The 16,819-nt window shown below is 63.9% G+C and carries 13 protein-coding genes; 7 read left to right on the forward strand and 6 right to left on the reverse strand.

Going from position 1 to position 16,819, the window contains the following annotated elements; translation table 11 throughout:
- The first annotated feature begins 1 nt into the window (after nt 1).
- Together ACOGJC_RS15060 and ACOGJC_RS15065 are read left to right on the forward strand one after the other, a co-directional pair.
- Nucleotides 2-691: a PaaI family thioesterase gene (locus ACOGJC_RS15060; RefSeq protein ID WP_419845812.1), complete on the forward strand. Its 690-nt coding sequence runs from the start codon at nt 2-4 to the stop codon at nt 689-691.
- A complete protein-coding gene (locus ACOGJC_RS15065; RefSeq protein WP_419845813.1) occupies nt 688-1,770 on the forward strand; it encodes a DUF1214 domain-containing protein in 1,083 nt (360 codons plus the stop codon). Before ACOGJC_RS15060 ends, ACOGJC_RS15065 begins: the two co-directional genes overlap by 4 nt.
- Here ACOGJC_RS15065 and ACOGJC_RS15070 read toward each other — a convergent pair.
- Entirely contained in the window at nt 1,767-3,026 is a 1,260-nt protein-coding gene (locus ACOGJC_RS15070; RefSeq protein ID WP_419845814.1) for a sulfotransferase family protein, read from the reverse strand. The genes ACOGJC_RS15065 and ACOGJC_RS15070 overlap by 4 nt on opposite strands.
- 25 nt (nt 3,027-3,051) lie before the next feature.
- Here ACOGJC_RS15070 and ACOGJC_RS15075 point away from each other — a divergent pair, with 25 nt between their 5' ends.
- Nucleotides 3,052-3,822, forward strand: coding sequence for an SDR family NAD(P)-dependent oxidoreductase (locus ACOGJC_RS15075; RefSeq protein WP_419845815.1), 771 nt, complete (start codon nt 3,052-3,054; stop codon nt 3,820-3,822).
- A gap of 25 nt (nt 3,823-3,847) precedes the next feature.
- Entirely contained in the window at nt 3,848-4,573 is a 726-nt protein-coding gene (locus ACOGJC_RS15080) for a hypothetical protein (protein ID WP_419845816.1), read from the forward strand.
- 17 nt (nt 4,574-4,590) lie between these two features.
- Here ACOGJC_RS15080 and ACOGJC_RS15085 read toward each other — a convergent pair whose 3' ends face one another.
- A complete protein-coding gene (locus ACOGJC_RS15085) occupies nt 4,591-6,762 on the reverse strand; it encodes a malate synthase G (protein WP_419848250.1) in 2,172 nt (723 codons plus the stop codon).
- 134 nt (nt 6,763-6,896) lie between these two features.
- Between ACOGJC_RS15085 and aceA the strand changes: the two genes are divergently transcribed.
- A complete protein-coding gene (aceA, locus tag ACOGJC_RS15090) occupies nt 6,897-9,167 on the forward strand; it encodes an isocitrate lyase ICL2 (RefSeq protein WP_419845817.1) in 2,271 nt (756 codons plus the stop codon).
- Here aceA and ACOGJC_RS15095 read toward each other — a convergent pair.
- Complete coding sequence (locus ACOGJC_RS15095) at nt 9,164-10,378, reverse strand: CynX/NimT family MFS transporter (protein WP_419845818.1); 1,215 nt, start codon at nt 10,376-10,378, stop codon at nt 9,164-9,166. The genes aceA and ACOGJC_RS15095 overlap by 4 nt on opposite strands.
- A gap of 47 nt (nt 10,379-10,425) precedes the next feature.
- On the opposite strand from ACOGJC_RS15095, the gene ACOGJC_RS15100 reads away from it, so the two are divergent.
- On the forward strand, nt 10,426-11,139 hold the full coding sequence (locus ACOGJC_RS15100; protein ID WP_419845819.1) for an SDR family NAD(P)-dependent oxidoreductase: 714 nt from the start codon (nt 10,426-10,428) through the stop codon (nt 11,137-11,139).
- Here ACOGJC_RS15100 and ACOGJC_RS15105 read toward each other — a convergent pair.
- Together ACOGJC_RS15105 and ACOGJC_RS15110 are read right to left on the reverse strand one after the other, a co-directional pair.
- A complete protein-coding gene (locus ACOGJC_RS15105; protein ID WP_419845820.1) occupies nt 11,136-13,607 on the reverse strand; it encodes an efflux RND transporter permease subunit in 2,472 nt (823 codons plus the stop codon). The two genes, ACOGJC_RS15100 and ACOGJC_RS15105, sit on opposite strands and share 4 nt — an antisense overlap.
- A gap of 38 nt (nt 13,608-13,645) precedes the next feature.
- On the reverse strand, nt 13,646-14,824 hold the full coding sequence (locus tag ACOGJC_RS15110; RefSeq protein ID WP_419845821.1) for an oxygenase MpaB family protein: 1,179 nt from the start codon (nt 14,822-14,824) through the stop codon (nt 13,646-13,648).
- 261 nt (nt 14,825-15,085) lie between these two features.
- Between ACOGJC_RS15110 and ACOGJC_RS15115 the strand changes: the two genes are divergently transcribed.
- Entirely contained in the window at nt 15,086-16,171 is a 1,086-nt protein-coding gene (locus ACOGJC_RS15115; protein ID WP_419845822.1) for a hypothetical protein, read from the forward strand.
- Between the two features lie 279 nt (nt 16,172-16,450).
- Here ACOGJC_RS15115 and ACOGJC_RS15120 read toward each other — a convergent pair whose 3' ends face one another.
- Nucleotides 16,451-16,819, reverse strand: coding sequence for a hypothetical protein (locus ACOGJC_RS15120; protein ID WP_419845823.1), 369 nt, complete (start codon nt 16,817-16,819; stop codon nt 16,451-16,453).

Here is a 16,819-nt window from a genome sequence, read left to right on the forward strand (position 1 = left end):
TTTGAGCGAAAAACCTCTCTGGGAAGCCCCCAGCGCAGCGCCTAGCCCCGATTACGGCGCCGGGGCCGACCGCCTGGCTTTGACCGAAGCAGCTCGTCGAGTGCTGAACGCGGTGAGGGTTACCACAGCCACCGGGAGTTCCCTCACCGAGGCCACTGAACTCCTGGAACGAGCCGCGACCTTGGTGGAAGCGGAGCAAATGAAGGGGCTCCACCAACAGGGCGTGATGGGGGAGCTGACGGCCAGTTTCGAATCCCGCGACCCGATGGCGTTCTTTCCCTTCAGCCCCATCATCGGCCGCTTGAACCCGGCATCCCCGCCGGTTGAGTTATGGGCAGAGGGAGAAGAGGTTCATGGAAGAATGAACCTGTCTCCGGTCTATGCCGGCCCTCCCGGCTTGGTCCACGGCGGGATCATCGCCGAGATCTTCGATGAGCTCTTAGGGGTGGTCAACGTGGTCAACAACAAGGGGGGCTACACCGGCACACTCAAAGTGGTCTATCGGCGACCCACGCCTTTGCTGAGGGAAATAAGGCTCCGAGCCTGGCCCTCTGTCGAAGAAGGCCGCAAGCTGTACGCATCCGGTGAAATGGTGTGCGACGGAACGGTGACCGCCACTGCTGACGGCGTCTTCATTCGGGCCAACCGTCAGCTCTTTGAAGATATAGAAACCCCACAGGAGAACCCATGACTGACACCGGCTTTGAAACCAGCGCGGCGGTTCAAGAACTGCTCGACACCATGAAGGGACTCGATCAGGAGTTTCTCTCCGGTCCCAAGGCTCTGGCCGATGATCAGGCTGTGTTGGAGGGCTACCGGTGGATCTTCTCCATCACCCAGGTGGCGCTCGACGTCTATGTGTGGGCCGACACCAATCGGCCCCGGTTCACCGAGATCGTGGGTCCGTACAAGAAGTGGGGCGGCGACAACTCCGATGCGTTCTACTTCATGACCCGAGTCGACCCCTCCCGCACGTATCGGGTGACCGTGGATCCCGGCGACGCGGTGTACCTGTCGCTCACCGTGTACGGCGGCCCTGATGACGGCCGCTACTCCGAGCGCATCGTCGGAACACTCAACACCACCCAAATGACCGCCAATCCCGACGGCACCTACGAGATGACGGTCAGCCCGAACAACCACGACGGCAACTTCCTGAAGCTGGCCCCCGACGCCGTGGTGGCCTGCACCCGCGACTACATGAACGACCCCGTCAACGGCGAGAAGGCCCGTTGGCACATCGAGTGCTTGGATCCGGCCCCGCTGTGGAGCGATGTGCACACCGACGCCGAGGTGGCCCGGCGCTTCCAACATGCCACCACGTGGGTAAAGGAACAGGCCGCCATGGTCCCCATTCCGCTAGGCACCCTCAACCACATCGACGATCCCTTTCCGGTGCCCACCGAGACCTTCGGCTGGGCCGCGGGGGACGCCTCCTACGCCATGGGAGCGTTCGAGCTCGACGATGATGAGGCCCTGGTGTTGAAGGGCCGCTCACCGGAGTGCGTGTTCTGGAACATGTGCCTGTGGAACCAGTTTTTGCACTGCTTCAACTACGACTACGACGACGTCACCACCAATGGCTCCAAGGTGGAGTTGGACCCCGACGGGTCGTGGACCATCGTTATCGCGGCGAACGATCCGGGTGTGCCCAATTGGGTGTCCACGCAGGGCCGGCCCCATGGGCGCATCTGGTTCCGCTGGTTCCTGCCCGAGCAGACCCCCGACCCGATCAGCGCCGAGGTGGTGAAGCTGGCCGAACTGAGCTAGTGCTCTAGTTCGACGGCAAAGCGGTCGGTATAGAAGCTGAGCGCTTGGCGGCGCTCTTGGGCCGTCATGTCGAAGTCGGCCAGGTCGTAAATCACCCGACCGTGCTTGCCGCGAGGATGATCGGACATGTAGGCGTCCATGGCTGCCTTGACGCCCGAGGTGAACGGCTGGTCGGCCAGCTTGTAGATGCGCTCCACCATGGCCACGTCGTCGGCCATGAACTCATGGAACAGCACATCGATGGACTGGTCGGGCGGTACCAAGTCTCGGTCGTCGGTGCACGACTGGAGCATGTCCTGGATGAGCTGAGCCCACCACTGGCCGATGGCGCAGACATCAACCGGATGAGTGGCGCTCATGCGGGCCGAATAGCAGATCATGGTGGCGAACGAGGCCGTGATCGACACCGGGTCGCGGTGGGTGAACACCACGGTGGCGTCGCCGAACACATTCATGAGCGGGGCAATCTGCTCCAGGTGTTGCGGCGACTTGAGCACCCAGCGCTCCCGGGGTGGGCGCTGGTGGGTCAGCACCTTCAGGATGCGCTTCAGGTACTGGTAGTGGGGGGTTTGGTCGTGTTCCTTGTAGTACGACCGCCAGGTGGGCAAAACGGCCAGGCAGTCGAACAGCATCGTGGAGAAGTCGATGCCCAGCAGGTGGATCTCCTCGTGGACATGATCCCAGGTCATCTCGTGCATGCGGGCGTAGTGGGGCATGGCCGTGTTGTGGATCACCAGCCCGTTCTTGGCCCGCTCGATGCGGCCTTCTACGGTTCCGGCCTCCTCTGGAGGTGGGACCGGCTCCATGGCCTCCCACCAGGGCAATGAACGCAGCGCGGGGTCGGCGGAGATGAGGTTGTGCAAATGCGTGGTGCCGGTGCGGGGCAGCCCGGCGATGACGATAGGCCGGTCGATGGGGACATCCAGGGCATCGGGGTGGTCCTTGATGTACTGCTCGATGCGCAGTCGGTTGGCGGCAAACGCGGTGAGTTGGCTGAAGCCGCTCACCCGGCCCATAGGGGAGTGGTCGGCCTCGGTGTCCAGTGAGTGGCACAGCACCTCGAGCGGGGCCCGGAACTCATCGGGGCCGAAGTCGCTGAGCCCGGTTTGGGCGGAGGCCGCACCCAGAATCGCCTCGGGGCTCAGCTCGATCTGATCGGCCATCGGCGCGGTCTGCTCCATCATCTGGACAATCTCAGGAGGCAGTGCCGGTTCGACAAGGTCCTCAATGCGGATAGGGGTAGGACGGTCGCTCACGTCCGGCAGGATAATCTCACCGCCCATGGATCTTGGACTCCAAGAAGCGCGGGTGATTGTGACCGGGGGGAGCCGGGGAATCGGGGCGGCCGCGTCCCGGATCTTCGCGGCCGAGGGCGCCCGGGTGGCGGTGGTTGCCCGGACCCCTTCCGATGTGGAGGCGGTGGCTGAGGAAATCGGCGGGATCCCGGTGATCGCCGATTTGTCGACAGCGGCGGGCGTGGCGGCGGCTATAGATGAAGCCATGGCCGGATTGGGCGGAGTGGACGTGTTGGTCAACAATGCCGGCTCCTCCACCGGGGGGTCGATCCTCGACGCTGATGAGGAGGCGTGGCAGGAGACCATCGACCTGAAGCTCATGGGGTACGTGCGGGCTATGCGAGCGGTGTTGCCGGCCATGCAAGAGCAGGGCTCGGGGTCAATCGTGAACGTGCTCGGGGTGGCCGGCACGGAAGCGTCCCCCGGCTATGTGCTGGCTAGCATCGTGACCGCGCTAACTCATGTGACTGCTTCGGTGGGACAGCTGATGGCCCCCGACGGTGTCCGAGTGGTGGCAGTACACCCCGGGCCGACAGCCACTGACCGGTTGATGGAAATGGTGGCCAACGCAGCCGACTCGCAGGGGCTGAGTCCCCAGGAATTCGCCGACAAAGTGCTCGGGGGCCGGATTCCCCAGGGCCGAGTGGGCCGAGCCGACGAGGTGGCCCGAACAATCGTGTTCGCGGCCTCGGAGGCCTCCGGGTTCACCAACGCCAGCCAGCTGTACGTGGACGGCGGCTCAGCGGCCAAGATCTGAGCCGAAACAGAAAGGGAAGAGACCAATGCCCCAACATGTGCCGGAGGTCGAGTGGACCGAGGACGCCCTGGAACTGCGGAAGTTCGTGTTCGACTACTGGGGTGAGAACAGGCGGGCTCCCAATCTGGCCGCCATGCATGCCGGGACGGGGATCGAACGGCGCCGTTTGGTGGAGGCGCTCAAGCTCCTCCAGTTGGGGATCGTGTTCGTGATCGACGAGACATCGCCCAACTGCGACATCTTGAAGGCTCCGCCGTTCTCGGCCTTCCCCAGCCAGGTGGAGATGTTCATCGACGGGGAGTTCCACAGCTATATCGGCTGCGCCCACGAGGGCATCGGAGTGTCGTGGACCCCGTACTTCCGAGGCAAAGAAGTGGAGTTGCGGACCTACGATGCCCACACGCTGGAGCCCATCACCCTGGTGTCGAAGGACTTCAAGCTGATCTCAGCCGAGCCCTCCGAGCCGCTGATCCTGTGTACGGAGGTGATCTGGGACTGGGTGAACACCGACATGAAGCACATGTGCGACCACACGAACTTCGTGCTGAACCGTGAGAACGGGGCCGCCTACGAGGCGTCTATCGGGCGGCGGGGCATCTACTTCACCGTCGATCAAGTAGCCGAATACATCTCCTTCGTGCTGAACATCCGCATCTACGACTACCACTGGCCGGCCCTGAGCATGGACCCTCCCATGATCATCGACCGGCTGCGCGAGCTCGATATCGACCTGAGTCCCTGGGGGCTATAGAGCGGGGAGCCAGTTCGCTAGCCGGCGGCCTTCTGGCGGCGTCGGTGAGCGGTGAGGATCGCCTCGGTGTAGCCGTTGGGCTGCTCACGACCTTCGAGCACCAATGCAAGAGCCGCGCTGAACGGGATGCTGGCGGAGAAATCGCCGCTCATGGGCTCATAGTCGGGGTCGTCGGCGTTCTGGCCGTCTACTACTGAGGCCATTCGCCGCATGGCCTCTACTACCTGCTCTTCAGACAGCAGACCGTGGTGAAGCCAGTTGGCGATGTGCTGGGAGGAGATTCGCAGGGTGGCCCGATCCTCCATCAACGCCACGTTGTCGATGTCGGGCACCTTGGAGCAGCCCACCCCCTGGCCCACCCACCGAGTCACGTAGCCCAAGATGCCCTGGGCGTTGTTGTCCAATTCCCGCTGGATCTCGGCGGGAGACAGCTCGCGGTCCGGCGGAAGCACGGCCGGGGTCAGCATCGCCTCGACGGCGGCGTCGCGGCTTGCGGAAGAGGCAGCCAATTCGCGTTGACGGGCAGCCACATCGGTCTCCAGGTAATGCAGGGCGTGAAGGGTGGCCGCGGTAGGGGAGGGCACCCATGCGGTGGTAGCCCCTGCCCGCGGGTGCCCGATCTTCTCGTCCAGCATGGCGGCCATGTCATCGGGCCGCGCCCACATCCCTTTGCCGATTTGTGCGTGCCTCGGCAAACCCATGGCCAGCCCGGCGGCCACGTTGGCCTCCTCGTAGGCGGTCAGCCATTTTGACTCTTTGATCTCCGCTTTGGGGATCATGGGGCCAGCGTCCATGTTGGTGTGGATGTCGTCTCCGGTGCGGTCCAAGAACCCGGTGTTGATGAACACCACCCGCTCGGAGGCTTCGGCGATGCAGGCACCGAGGTTGAGCGACGTCCGGCGCTCCTCGTCCATGATCCCCATCTTCAGCGTGTTTGCCGGCACCCCCAGAACGCTTTCGATCTCCGCGAACAGATCCCGTACCAGAGCGGTCTCGCGGGGGCCGTGCAGCTTTGGGATAACGATGTAGACCGATCCGGTATGGCTATTGCGATGGGGCCCGGCTCCAGTCAGATCGAACTTGGCACACCAAGAAGCCACCGCCACGTCGATGATCGTCTCCGGGATCGGCTGGCCGCCTACTTGCACCATGTCGGCGTCCATATGCAGGCCCACGCTGCGAATCAGCATGACGCTGCGCCGCCGTACCGTCTTCGGATTTCCCGAGGGATCAATCGCCGCAGTATCGGCATTCAGACTGCGAGTCATGGACTGGCCGCCCTTGGCAAACGAGGCTGTGAGATTGCCCTGCATCAAACCAAGCCAGTTGGCGTAGGCCAAAGCCTTGTCATCGGCGTCCACCGCGGCTACCGAATCTTCTAGATCCATGATGGTGGTCAGGGCCGACTCCATCATCACATCGGCAATACCCGCCGGATCGTCTCGGCCGATGTCGTGGTTTCGGTCGAAAACCAGCTCGATGTGGAGGCCGTGCTGTTGCAGCAGCACCGTCTCGGGCGCCGATGCGTCTCCCGTGTAGCCGACGAACTGTTCGGGATCGGCCAGCTCGGATGACACGCCGTCGGACAGGTCAACCCGCAACCGACTGTCGGACACCGCATAGGCCACTGCGTCGGCGTGCGACCCTGAAGCCAGGGGGATATGGCTGTCTAGCAGCGATCGAACCCGGTCGATCACCCGCTGGCCTCGCACCGGGTTGTACGGCCCGGCTCGGCCAGCTCCTCCTGATTCGTCAATGGCATCGGTGCCATAGAAGGCGTCGTACAGGCTTCCCCAGCGGGCATTGGCCGCATTGAGGGCATAGCGGGCGTTGTCCACCGGCACCACCAGCTGCGGCCCGGCCATCCATGCAATCTCGGGGTCGACTCCTTCGGTGGCCACCGGCTCTGGTACGGCGTCGTCAACGAGATAGCCGATGGAGCGCAGGAACGCACTCGCCTCCCCGGGCTGGGTGTTGGGGTCTTGGTACCAGGCGTCAATCCGGGCCTGGAGATCGTCTCGTTCGTCGCGGCATGCGTGAATTCGCGGTCGAAATCGCTCAACGATCTTGCCGAATGCCGACCAGAACTGCTCAGGATCTACACCGGTACCAGGTGCCAGCTGGCGGGTTACGAATCCGGCCAGAGGGCTGGCCACCTTGAGCATTCCGATCGTCTCATAGACCACGATAAGTCAGAGTAGGTCCGGGCGAGCCTGTTTTCTCAAGCAAGGTCAAGATTCCCGCGAATAAAGGTGCAGTTAGAAGCGGCGCGGTTGCTAGCCTGCCCGTTCAACAGCCCTCTAGCTATCAAAGAGGTATCAGCATGGCCGTCAACGCTGCCGGTTCGTTCGATGCCGAGGTCCGATCCACCCAGGCGTGGATGGCTTCGCCCCGTTTCGAGGGGGTGACCCGGCTGTACTCAGCCCGTCAGGTAGTGGAGCAGCGCGGCGCGATTGACCATAGCTACACCGTGGCTCGCGTCGCTGCCGACCGCTTCTACGCTCGTCTGCGAGAGCTCTTCGACCAGGGCCAGTGTATTTCCACGTTCGGCCCGTATTCGCCGGGTCAGGCCGTTGCCATGAAGCGAGCGGGGATCGAGGGCATCTACCTGGGCGGATGGGCTACGTCGGCCAAGGGCTCTTTGCACGAGGATCCCGGTCCTGATCTGGCCAGCTACCCCTTGGGGATGGTGCCCGACGAGGCCGCTGGACTGGTGCGGGCGCTGTTGACCGCCGACCGCAACCAGCGCTTCGCCCGGTCCCGGATGTCCGCATCCGAGCGCTCGGCCAACCCGGTGGTCGATTTCACCCCCAGCATCATCGCCGATGCCGACACCGGTCACGGCGGCGATGCCCATGTCCGCAATCTGATCCGCCGCTTCGTGGAGGCCGGCGTTCCCGGCTATCACATCGAAGACCAGAAACCCGGCGTCAAGAAGTGCGGCCACCAGGGGGGCAAGGTTCTGGTGCCGTGCGATGAGCAGATCAAGCGGTTGAACGCAGCCCGATTCCAACTCGACGTGATGGGGGTGCCCGGCATCATCGTGGCCCGCACCGACGCGGAGGCGGCCAACCTGTTGGACGGCGGGACCGACGAGCGCGACCAGCCGTTCATCATGGGGGCGACCCAGCTATCGGTTCCCTCGTACAAGGACGCCTATTTGGCGGTACTGCGCCGGCTGGCCGAGGTCGGTGTTGAGGGTGTGAACGGCCATCTGCTGTATGCCGTGCCCGAGAGCCGCTACAAGCGGGCGATGGGATGGCTTGATCAAACCGGCGTCAACCAGATCATCGAGAAGACGGCGGTCACCTACCACTCCTCGCCCGACCCCCGGGCCGACGACGCGGTTGACCGGGTCTCCGATGCCCTGGCCGAGGCGTGGCACCGGGCTTCGGGGCTGGCCACCTATGCCCAGGCAGTTGCCGACCAGCTGGTGATGCGGTCCGCGGAGGGGGAGGCCTTCGGGATGGATGTGGGGGAGTGGCTCAGCTACGCCCGCACGGTTGACACCGACACCGCTCGGGAGCGGGCTGTGGAGATGGGTCTGGATGTGGCCTGGGATCCCGAGGTGGCCCGGACCACCGAGGGGTACTACCAGGTGCAGGGCGGGATCCCCTATGCGGTGGCCAAGTCGCTGGCGGTGGCCCCGTTCTGCGACTTGCTGTGGATGGAGACCAAGACGGCTGATCTGGAGGATGCCCGGGAGTTTGCCGAGGCCGTCCATGCGGTTTATCCGGACAAGATGCTGGCCTACAACCTGTCGCCGTCGTTCAATTGGGACACCACCGGCATGACCGAGGACGAGATGCGGCAATTCCCCGCCGAGCTGGGACGCCTGGGGTTTGTGTTCAACTTCATCACCTACGGCGGCCACCAAGTGGACGGGATGGCGGGGGAGGAGTTCGCCGCCTCCCTCCAACAAGACGGAATGCTGGCCCTGGCCCGGCTTCAGCGGAGGTTCCGCCTGGTGGACTCCCCGTATAGGACCCCGCAGACCCTGGTTGGCGGGCCTCGACTTGATGCCGCGCTCATGGCCAGCTCGGGGCGTACCGCCACCACGCGAGCCATGGGCAAGGGCTCAACCCAGTTCCAGCACCTGGTGCAGACCGAGGTTCCCACCCGCGAGCTCGAGGCCTGGCTGGAACGCTGGGCCGCCCACAACACCATCGACGCCCAGCTGAAAGTGAAGCTGCGGCCCTATACCGCCGGATCGGAGATCCTCGAACTGGTGGTGTACAGCGGCGACAACGACTTGGCCAACGTGGTGTTCGGGGTGCTCACCGACCGACGGGGCCGGGCCATCTTGTCGGTGCGTGATCAGAACACCCACAGCCCGGCACTGCGTCGCAAGCGGCTGATGGCGCTCATGCACCTGTACCTCATCCGCCGCTATAGCGCGGTGTCGATCCAATACCTCACCCCTACCGAGGACAACTATCGCCAAGCTGTGGGGATGAAGGAGCTCGGCTTCTTCGCGTCGGTCTCGGACGAAGTGGGGGAGATCATCGTTGCCGATGTGGACGAGGCGGTAGTGACCAAGCTGGTGAGCGAGGACGACGCCTTGCAGGAGCTCATCCAGGGCAGGGGCGCCTAGTCGACCCGCACACGGCCCATTGCCGAGCGTAAGCCAAGGGTCAGCACTCCGGTTAGGCCGGCAATCCCAGTAAGCAGCACAAGCCCGGCGCCGAAACCACCGATGTCGGCGAGAACGCCGAACAAGATCGGTCCGGTTACGCCACCGGCTTCACCCACGGTGAAAAACAATCCACCGGCCGCTCCCATATTGCGCTGCGCTACGCCGGGGAGCTGCATCATCACCACAAGGGCAACCGGTACCGCCAGCCCTCTGCTCATGCCGATGATGGCCAACCCAGCCAAGGTGGCCGCTTTGACGTCCACATAGAGCAGAATGGAGGCGATGGCGAACACGGCATAGACCCCGGCCATGACCGCGATCCGACTCCCTTCTGGGATCAGGCGCGGCCCAAGCAGCGCACCGACGATGCTGAGAGCAGTGACCGCGCCAGCCAGGTAGCCCGCTGCTGAGCTGGAGAATCCCCGGTCTTCGATCACGGTCGGCAGCCATCCATTGAGGGCGTGGTTGAAGAAGAACATGCCCAGGGCCACGATCAGCATGAGCTTGACGGCTCGATGACGCAAGAGGCCCCTGGCGCCAGTAAAGCCGTGGTCGGGATTGGCATCGCGGTCCACCCCAGGGGCGAGCTTCTCTCCGGCGGAAGCGGCCGCCAGCCAGACCGCGATGACCGCCACGGTGATGAGGGCGTAGACCATGAGCGTGGCCCGCCAGCTCTGGTCGAACGCGGGCATGAGGAGGCTGTTGGCGGTAACCAGGGGCAGGACTCCGCCGATGGCCGGTGCAGACATGGTGATCCCCATGGCCAGCGCTCGCTCTTCCTCGTCGAACCACACGCTGATCAGCTTGGGAGCACCCACCGAAACCAGCGGCCCGCCGAGGCCGAACAATGCCACTGAGCCAAACATGCCGATGAAGTTGGTGACGACCGGACGCAACAGCGCGGAGGCAGAGATGATCACGGTGGCGATTCCCAGCGAGCGGCGCAGTCCCAGCCGATCGACGAGTGCCCCTGATGGCATCGCCGCAACGAGAAACACCAGAGGCCAAGCCCCCAGAATCGTGCCCATGGCCCCCTTGCTCAGACCCAAGTCTTCTCGGATCACGTTTACCAGCGGGGTCATGCCGAACACCGCTATCCCGAAGGAGAAATACACCAGCCACAGTGCCCCCAGCATCACCCAGCGATAAGGATGGCGATGGTGGAGCACGTCGGGACCGTAGCAACCAACTGTCGTTCACTTATCATGCTGGCTCTATGGGTACAGCAGTAGTAACCGGTGCCGGGCAGGGGCTCGGACGGGCAATCTCCAAGCGGCTGGCCGCCGACGGCCACCACATTGTGGCGGTAGACCTGAATCCCGAGGCCGCCGCGGCCACTGCGGACATGCTCAACGGCGAATGGCGGCAGTGCGATGTCTCCGACCCGGAATCGGTGGCCGCACTGGCCGAGTCACTGGACGCGGTGGACGTCCTGGTGAACAACGCCGGGATCTGGATTTTCGCCAAGCTGGACACCATGACCCCAGACGACGTGCGCCGGGTGCTGGAGGTGAATGTGATGGGGGTCTTCTACTGCACCCAGGCATTGGCGCCGCTGATGGGGCCGGGCTCGGCCATCGTCAACCTCTCGTCTAGCGCGGCCCATTCCAACTCCCCGGGAGTGGGCATCTATCCGCCGTCTAAAGCCGCGGTGGAGAGCTTCACCAAGCAGTCCGCCCTCGAGTTGGCCCCTCGGGGCATACGGGCCAACGCCGTCGGTCCGGGAATGATCCAAACCGAGGGCACCCGGGTCAACTATGAGGGAGACAAGGGCGACCAGCGAGCCCGGGCCGTGCCGCTGGGCCGAACCGGCCGTCCCGACGACATCGCCGATGTAGTGGGGTTTTTGGCCTCCAACGACGCTCGCTATGTCACCGGCCAGGTCATCTACGTAGACGGCGGACTCAGCGCCGGGCGGGCCGCGCTCTAGTTGCTGCTGGCCAGACTGGCGTTGTGGCCCCGCCAGCGGTGATAGCGGGCCCAGAGCACCAGTAGCGACGGGAGAACCGTGAACGTGGCTATCAGGCCGAACAAGATGGCCACCGCCGCGAGTATCCCCAGTTCCTGCATCGGCACGAGCGGAGAGAAGAGCAGCGCCAACAGTCCGAGGGCGGTGGTGAGCGCGCTGGCCAGAAGGGCCCCGCCGGTGGTGGTCATCGCGTTCCGTATGCCGTCAACCACCTGTTCCGCTTCCTCATGCTCCTCCAAGAAGCGATGCGTCAGGTGGATCGTGTAGTCAACGCCAATCCCGATCGTGAGCACCACCATGAGCGCGGTGCCCATGTTGTAGGAGATCCCAAACACCCACATGGCCCCCAGCAGCCAGGCCAGGGTTACCGCAATGGGGATGATGGTGATCAACCCGAGCGCGGGGCGGGATCGGCTGATACTGAAGTACGCCACGAGGATGGCCAGGGCGGCGGCGATGACCAGACCCACGCTGAGCGCTTGGCTGGCGGCCAGTTCTTCGGTGATCAAGGCGATAAGGGCGTCGCCTCCGGTGACGGTTATCACTCCGCTGGCACCTCCCCAAAGCGACTCGAGTTCGTCGATCAACACTTGGAGTGCCTCGTTGTCCTCCACCGCGACAGGTATCTGAATGATGGTGCGGTCGAGGCCGTTGGCGCGGAGGTCTATCACCTCTGCGAATCCCTCTGGGTCGGCCCGTCGCAATTGTTCCCAGGCCCCACGGACCTCTTCGCCGGGGGCCCCATTGCCCGCGGCCAAGTTCTCGAAGGCGGCCGCGACGTCGGAGTCGTAGCGGTCGCCGGCTTGTCCGCTCCGGTCTGTCCAGTCGGCCAGCAACGTCCCAGCAGAGGCCAGTGGAGGCCCCACGATGCCGTTCGGTCGGCGTTGTGAGTCAACCAGGGTGGAGTGGAGGTCGGTTAGGTCCTGAACGGCTCGGTTGCTGGCGAGGTCGGTTTCGATAAGCACCGTCATGAGCGTGGCGCTGCCGTCGAAGTTCTCTTCTAGGAAGTCGAAGCTCTTGAACGTGTCGGAGTCCTTGGGCAGGAAGTCCTTGACGGCAAAAGTGGTGCTGAGGTTGCCGGCCGCCACCACGGCCAGCACCGTTACGACGATGACCGCGCTCAGGACTGGAATCGGGCGGCGCACAACGGCGGTGGCAACGCGCGGCAGAACCGCGGCCGCTCCGGGAATGGTGTCGGCCACGGGACGGGTTGTGGGCTTCTTTCCCTTGGCGGCCAGTCGCCGATCCAGCACCAGTCGGGCGGCTGGCACGAAACTGGTCATCACGATCCAGCCCGAGATGACTCCGATGCTGGCGATGATTCCGAAGTCTGCGATGGGTTCGAACCGGCTGCTCAGGTTGGCCAGCAGGCTGACTGCGGTGGTGCCCGCAGCGAGCAATACCGGCACCCCGCAGAGTCGGACAGATCGGGCTATGGCCCGGCCAGAGGCGTCGTCGTCGGGCTCGGGGTCATCCCGTAGCCCTTCTCGATAGCGGCCAATGATTTGAAGGGCGTAGTCCACCGACAAGCTGATCAAGAGGACGGGAACCAGCGTGAGGAGGATGTTGTCGGGATCCACGATGCCGGCGCCGCCAGGGGAGAGCCAGGATATGGCGCCGAGCGTCCAGAGGATCGTCATGCCGAGGCCCAACATGGTGATGTGGACGTCGGACTGGGTTCGGTAGAACAGGGCCAGCAAGACCACGATGATGACGAGGGCGATCACGGTGAGAACCACGAGGTTCTCCTCCCGGGCATCCTTGCCCTCGGCGTCGCTCTTGGCCAGGGTGATGATCGTCACGTCGAGGGGTGACGCATCGAATGAATCCGCAATCTCGTGGGCCCGCAACTGCGCCGTCTCCTGGCCGAGGGCGTCGCCGACGTCATCGAGGATGATCAGGGAAAGCCCGGCAATGGGGATGCCGGCGTCATCACGGGCTACGAATCGGCCCAGCAGGTCGTTCAACTCGGCCCGGTCGGGATCCTGCGCCAACTGGGCGAGGCCGAGGGAGACTTGGGCATCGGTAATCGTGTCCAGGCTGATGCCCACATCGGCCGCGGCGAGCTCGATGAGCTGGACGTACCCATAAAGGGGCTCGTCTACCAAAAACGGCGCGATCTCCGGATCGCTGACGATGGCGGTTTGCAGATCCTTGACGGTCCGCAGAGAATCAGCACTTAGGACGTCGCCTTTGGCCAGAATCTGGACAACCCGCAAGTCTGCCGCCGCGGGGAAGCTCTCCCGGATGACGTCGGTGGCTTCGGCTAGGTCGCTGTCAGCAGGAAGGAAGATGCCGGTAGAGTCGATTGGCCCCTCGGGCTGATCTCGAACGAGGAACCCGGCCAGGAGGGCCAGCGTCACCGCCCCCAATGCCAGAAGAACCAGGGTGGGCGACTTCTGGATTGTGCGGGCCTGCCAGCGAAACATGTTTCAATCCCAGAGGAAAGCCTGTCGGTCAGTAAAGATCACCACTTGCTGGACTCCTCGGCGTAAACGTGGTCGGGCAGATGGTAGGTGATGCCCTCGTCGTGGTACCACGACCCCGACATAAGCGTGGTGAAGTTGGAAATGTTGCTCTTGCGGGCGATCTTGGGGAGTAACCGCGACGTGAGACGGTCGTACCTGGCCTGTGCGCGGAACCAGGGAAGCACGCCGAAGGTGGACTGCTTGGGATAGTTCAACGAGTTGGCCAGCGAGTCCCCGATGAGCGCTCGCGACACCTTGTAGACGTATTGCGACAGCTTTTGCCCCTCGGCTGGGTCGTTGATGCCAACCACGAGGGGGGCTGAGTTGACCAGCGAGTTGGCCAGAACGATCGATGAAGTGCTGGGCTCTGGTTCGCACAAAGTGCCTATTTCGTAGAGCTTCAGCGCGTCTGCTTCACCGTCGAAGAGGATCGACTCAGGAATCCCCATGAGAAGTCCCGAATAGCGCCATGTAGCCATAAAGCTCGCCGCCTCTTCTTCGCTGAACTTTGCCCCCAAACTCCTCATGTGCTTGAGCAGCCGGGCAGAGAAAGCGGTGATCGCGTAGCCCACATGGGCGGCGCTCAACGGGATGCCCAGAGCATCCGTATCCCAGTCTTCTGAGTCCTTGAGCAAGTACCGGACTTGGGCATGGACGAGGCGGATCCGGAACGACAGCCTCCATCCGTCGCCTTGGGGCCCCATGCCGCCGGGAAGGAAGATCTCCACCATATGGCGGTTGTTTTGCTGAAGGCGCCGCACACCTTGGTCGCGCAGACGGCCGGTGACGAAGAACGACTCGCTGATGTTGGTGGAGAAGCCTTCCACCAGAACTCCGGCCAGCATCCCGGCCACAACCATCTTCCGGTTCCGGTGGAACATGTGAATGCCGGGGGTCAATGCGGGAAGATCCAGCCAGTCGGGTGGGGTCAGGACATCGTCAAAGAGCGCGTGGACCTCCGAGGGCGCTTCAGGACGCTCGTTCCCGTCGGGGACGCTCATGTAAGCCGAGATAATCTGGTTGGACTCCGAGCGCTTCAGTTTGGACAGAGCCTCGACGGCGGCATCAGCTAAGGGGTCGCCGACCATTGTGTGCGCGACGTAGTTCTCGGCCATTTCAGGTTCGAGGTCACGGGCTCGCGCGCAGCCGGGGTTGTCGTAGTCGGTCGGAATTTCCATCAGCGTTCTTGGGACAGCTTACTTTGCGGGCTCAGGGGTCATAGAAGTCCCGGTGGCTTGACATAAGTGGGTGACAGAAGCCCCAAGAACTTTACATAACATGTATTCTCAACGTTTTGGGCAAGAATTACTGAAACGTAAATTCATTGAAATTAGCTGTTGACATCTGAAAGTTAGAAGAATAGAGTGCTCTAGCTGGCTTGAGCCAGCGCTATCGGCCCCCACCGGCCCTTGTCGAGATGCGTTGAACGGAAGGGTCGTATGGGTGCCGTCCACCGAATGGGGCTGGCCGCAGCGCTGCTGTTGACTGCCTGTGCGAGCAACGGCGCCGATCCGCCCGAAGCCTCTTCGGCGCCTGCTCCGTTGGCACCTGCTCCTGCGGTGCTGTTGACGGACCCCGGCCAGAAAGAGGCCCCCGAACCCAATGCCGCCCCATCCCTGACGATGCCGTTCGCAACAGGACTCGCCCCCGATCCCGGGCTGGCGATGCCATTACCGGGAATCACGGTGACTCAGACCCCGGGGTTACCCAAGGATTGGACACTCAGTCCCCGCGCCAGTCGCGCCAGCGTTTCAGGTCCGGTGGTCAACCACCCACCCGGCCATTCCCACTCCCACTCCGCGGCCGATGGGTCGAGTTCGGATTCGAATTGGCGGGACATTCCCCCTGGGGCCGCCGATGAGGGCGGGATCAGCCCCGGTGAGTACCAGCTGCCTCCAGCGTCGGTAGAGAGCGCGTGGACGGAGGACTCTTCTGGCGGGTACCAGGTGATTCGGCCCGCCACCCTGGAGGAATTGGACGGGTTTCGGGTGGTCTCACCGCCTCCGGAGGCCTTGGACTGGATGACCCGGTGCGTGAACCATCACGCAGACCCGTCGGTTGTCTCGCCATGGCCCCAGGATGTGCGGGTATCGCAGGCCGTGCTGGGCTGCACCACCAGTGCAGGCTTGATGGAACAGGCCATACAGCGTTACGGCGCGGACCGCGAGTGTGTGCAGCAGGCCTATTCCGACGATTACAGCGTGGTCGGCGGGCAGGGCAACTCTTGGACGCAGTGCCCGACCATTGGAAATCCGACCCCGCTTGACGGGCGCCCTTTCGCGGAAAAATGCCGCGACGCCGTGCTTCGGGGCTTGGAGATCAAGGGGCATCCCCGGCGGGAGAGGACCGCCGCCGATGCCTGTGAGCTATTCGAAGCCGACCTTGCTGCCCACCTCGCAGTTCCGGGAACAACCCGATTGTGTGTCGAGCACTGGGTTTTGAACGCCGTGCTCAATGCCGAGGCCCCCGGCGCGGTGCCCGGACTCCACCAGCACGCGGGGGTGAACACCAGTGGGACGTGCTAGTCGCATGCGGGCGGCCGCCGCCGTTGTGGCCGCCGCGCTGTTCGCGCTGTTGCTCAGCGCGGCGCCGGGAGCTGCCGATCTCAAGCTTGATCTTGGTTGGCCCTCGTGCGATGCCGCGTCGCCGGGCCAGTGGTGCTGGACTAGCCGCACCTCAGTGGTCCACGAGTACTCCCACGTCAACCAGTTCGTCGAGTACGCCGGCACACCCCACGGTGAACAGCCGACCGGGAGTTCCCATTCCACCTCTTGTGTCGTTCACAGCGCGAGTGCGGGGTGCGGTCACAGCCCGCCCGCGGCCAGCACCCCAGGAGCGTGGTACGAGTTTGCGGGCCACTGGTGGACGCCGCAGACGTACTCCTGGTCGTACACCGGGTACTGGAAGCCCGAGCCTCCCCCGCCGACGGCTACGGCCATTCCGACGGCTACGGCCATTCCGACGGCTACGGCCATTCCGACGGCTACGGCCATTCCGACGGCTACGGCCATTCCGACGGCTACGGCCATTCCGACGGCTACGGCCATTCCGACGGCTACGGCCATTCCGACGGCTACGGCCATTCCGACGGCTACGGCCATTCCGACGGCTACGGCCATTCCGACGGCTACGGCCATTCCGACGGCTACGGCCACTGCGGATCCGACAGCCAC

This window comes from Candidatus Poriferisocius sp. (assembly GCF_965204015.1).
Lineage (GTDB): Bacteria > Actinomycetota > Acidimicrobiia > Acidimicrobiales > Bin134 > Poriferisocius.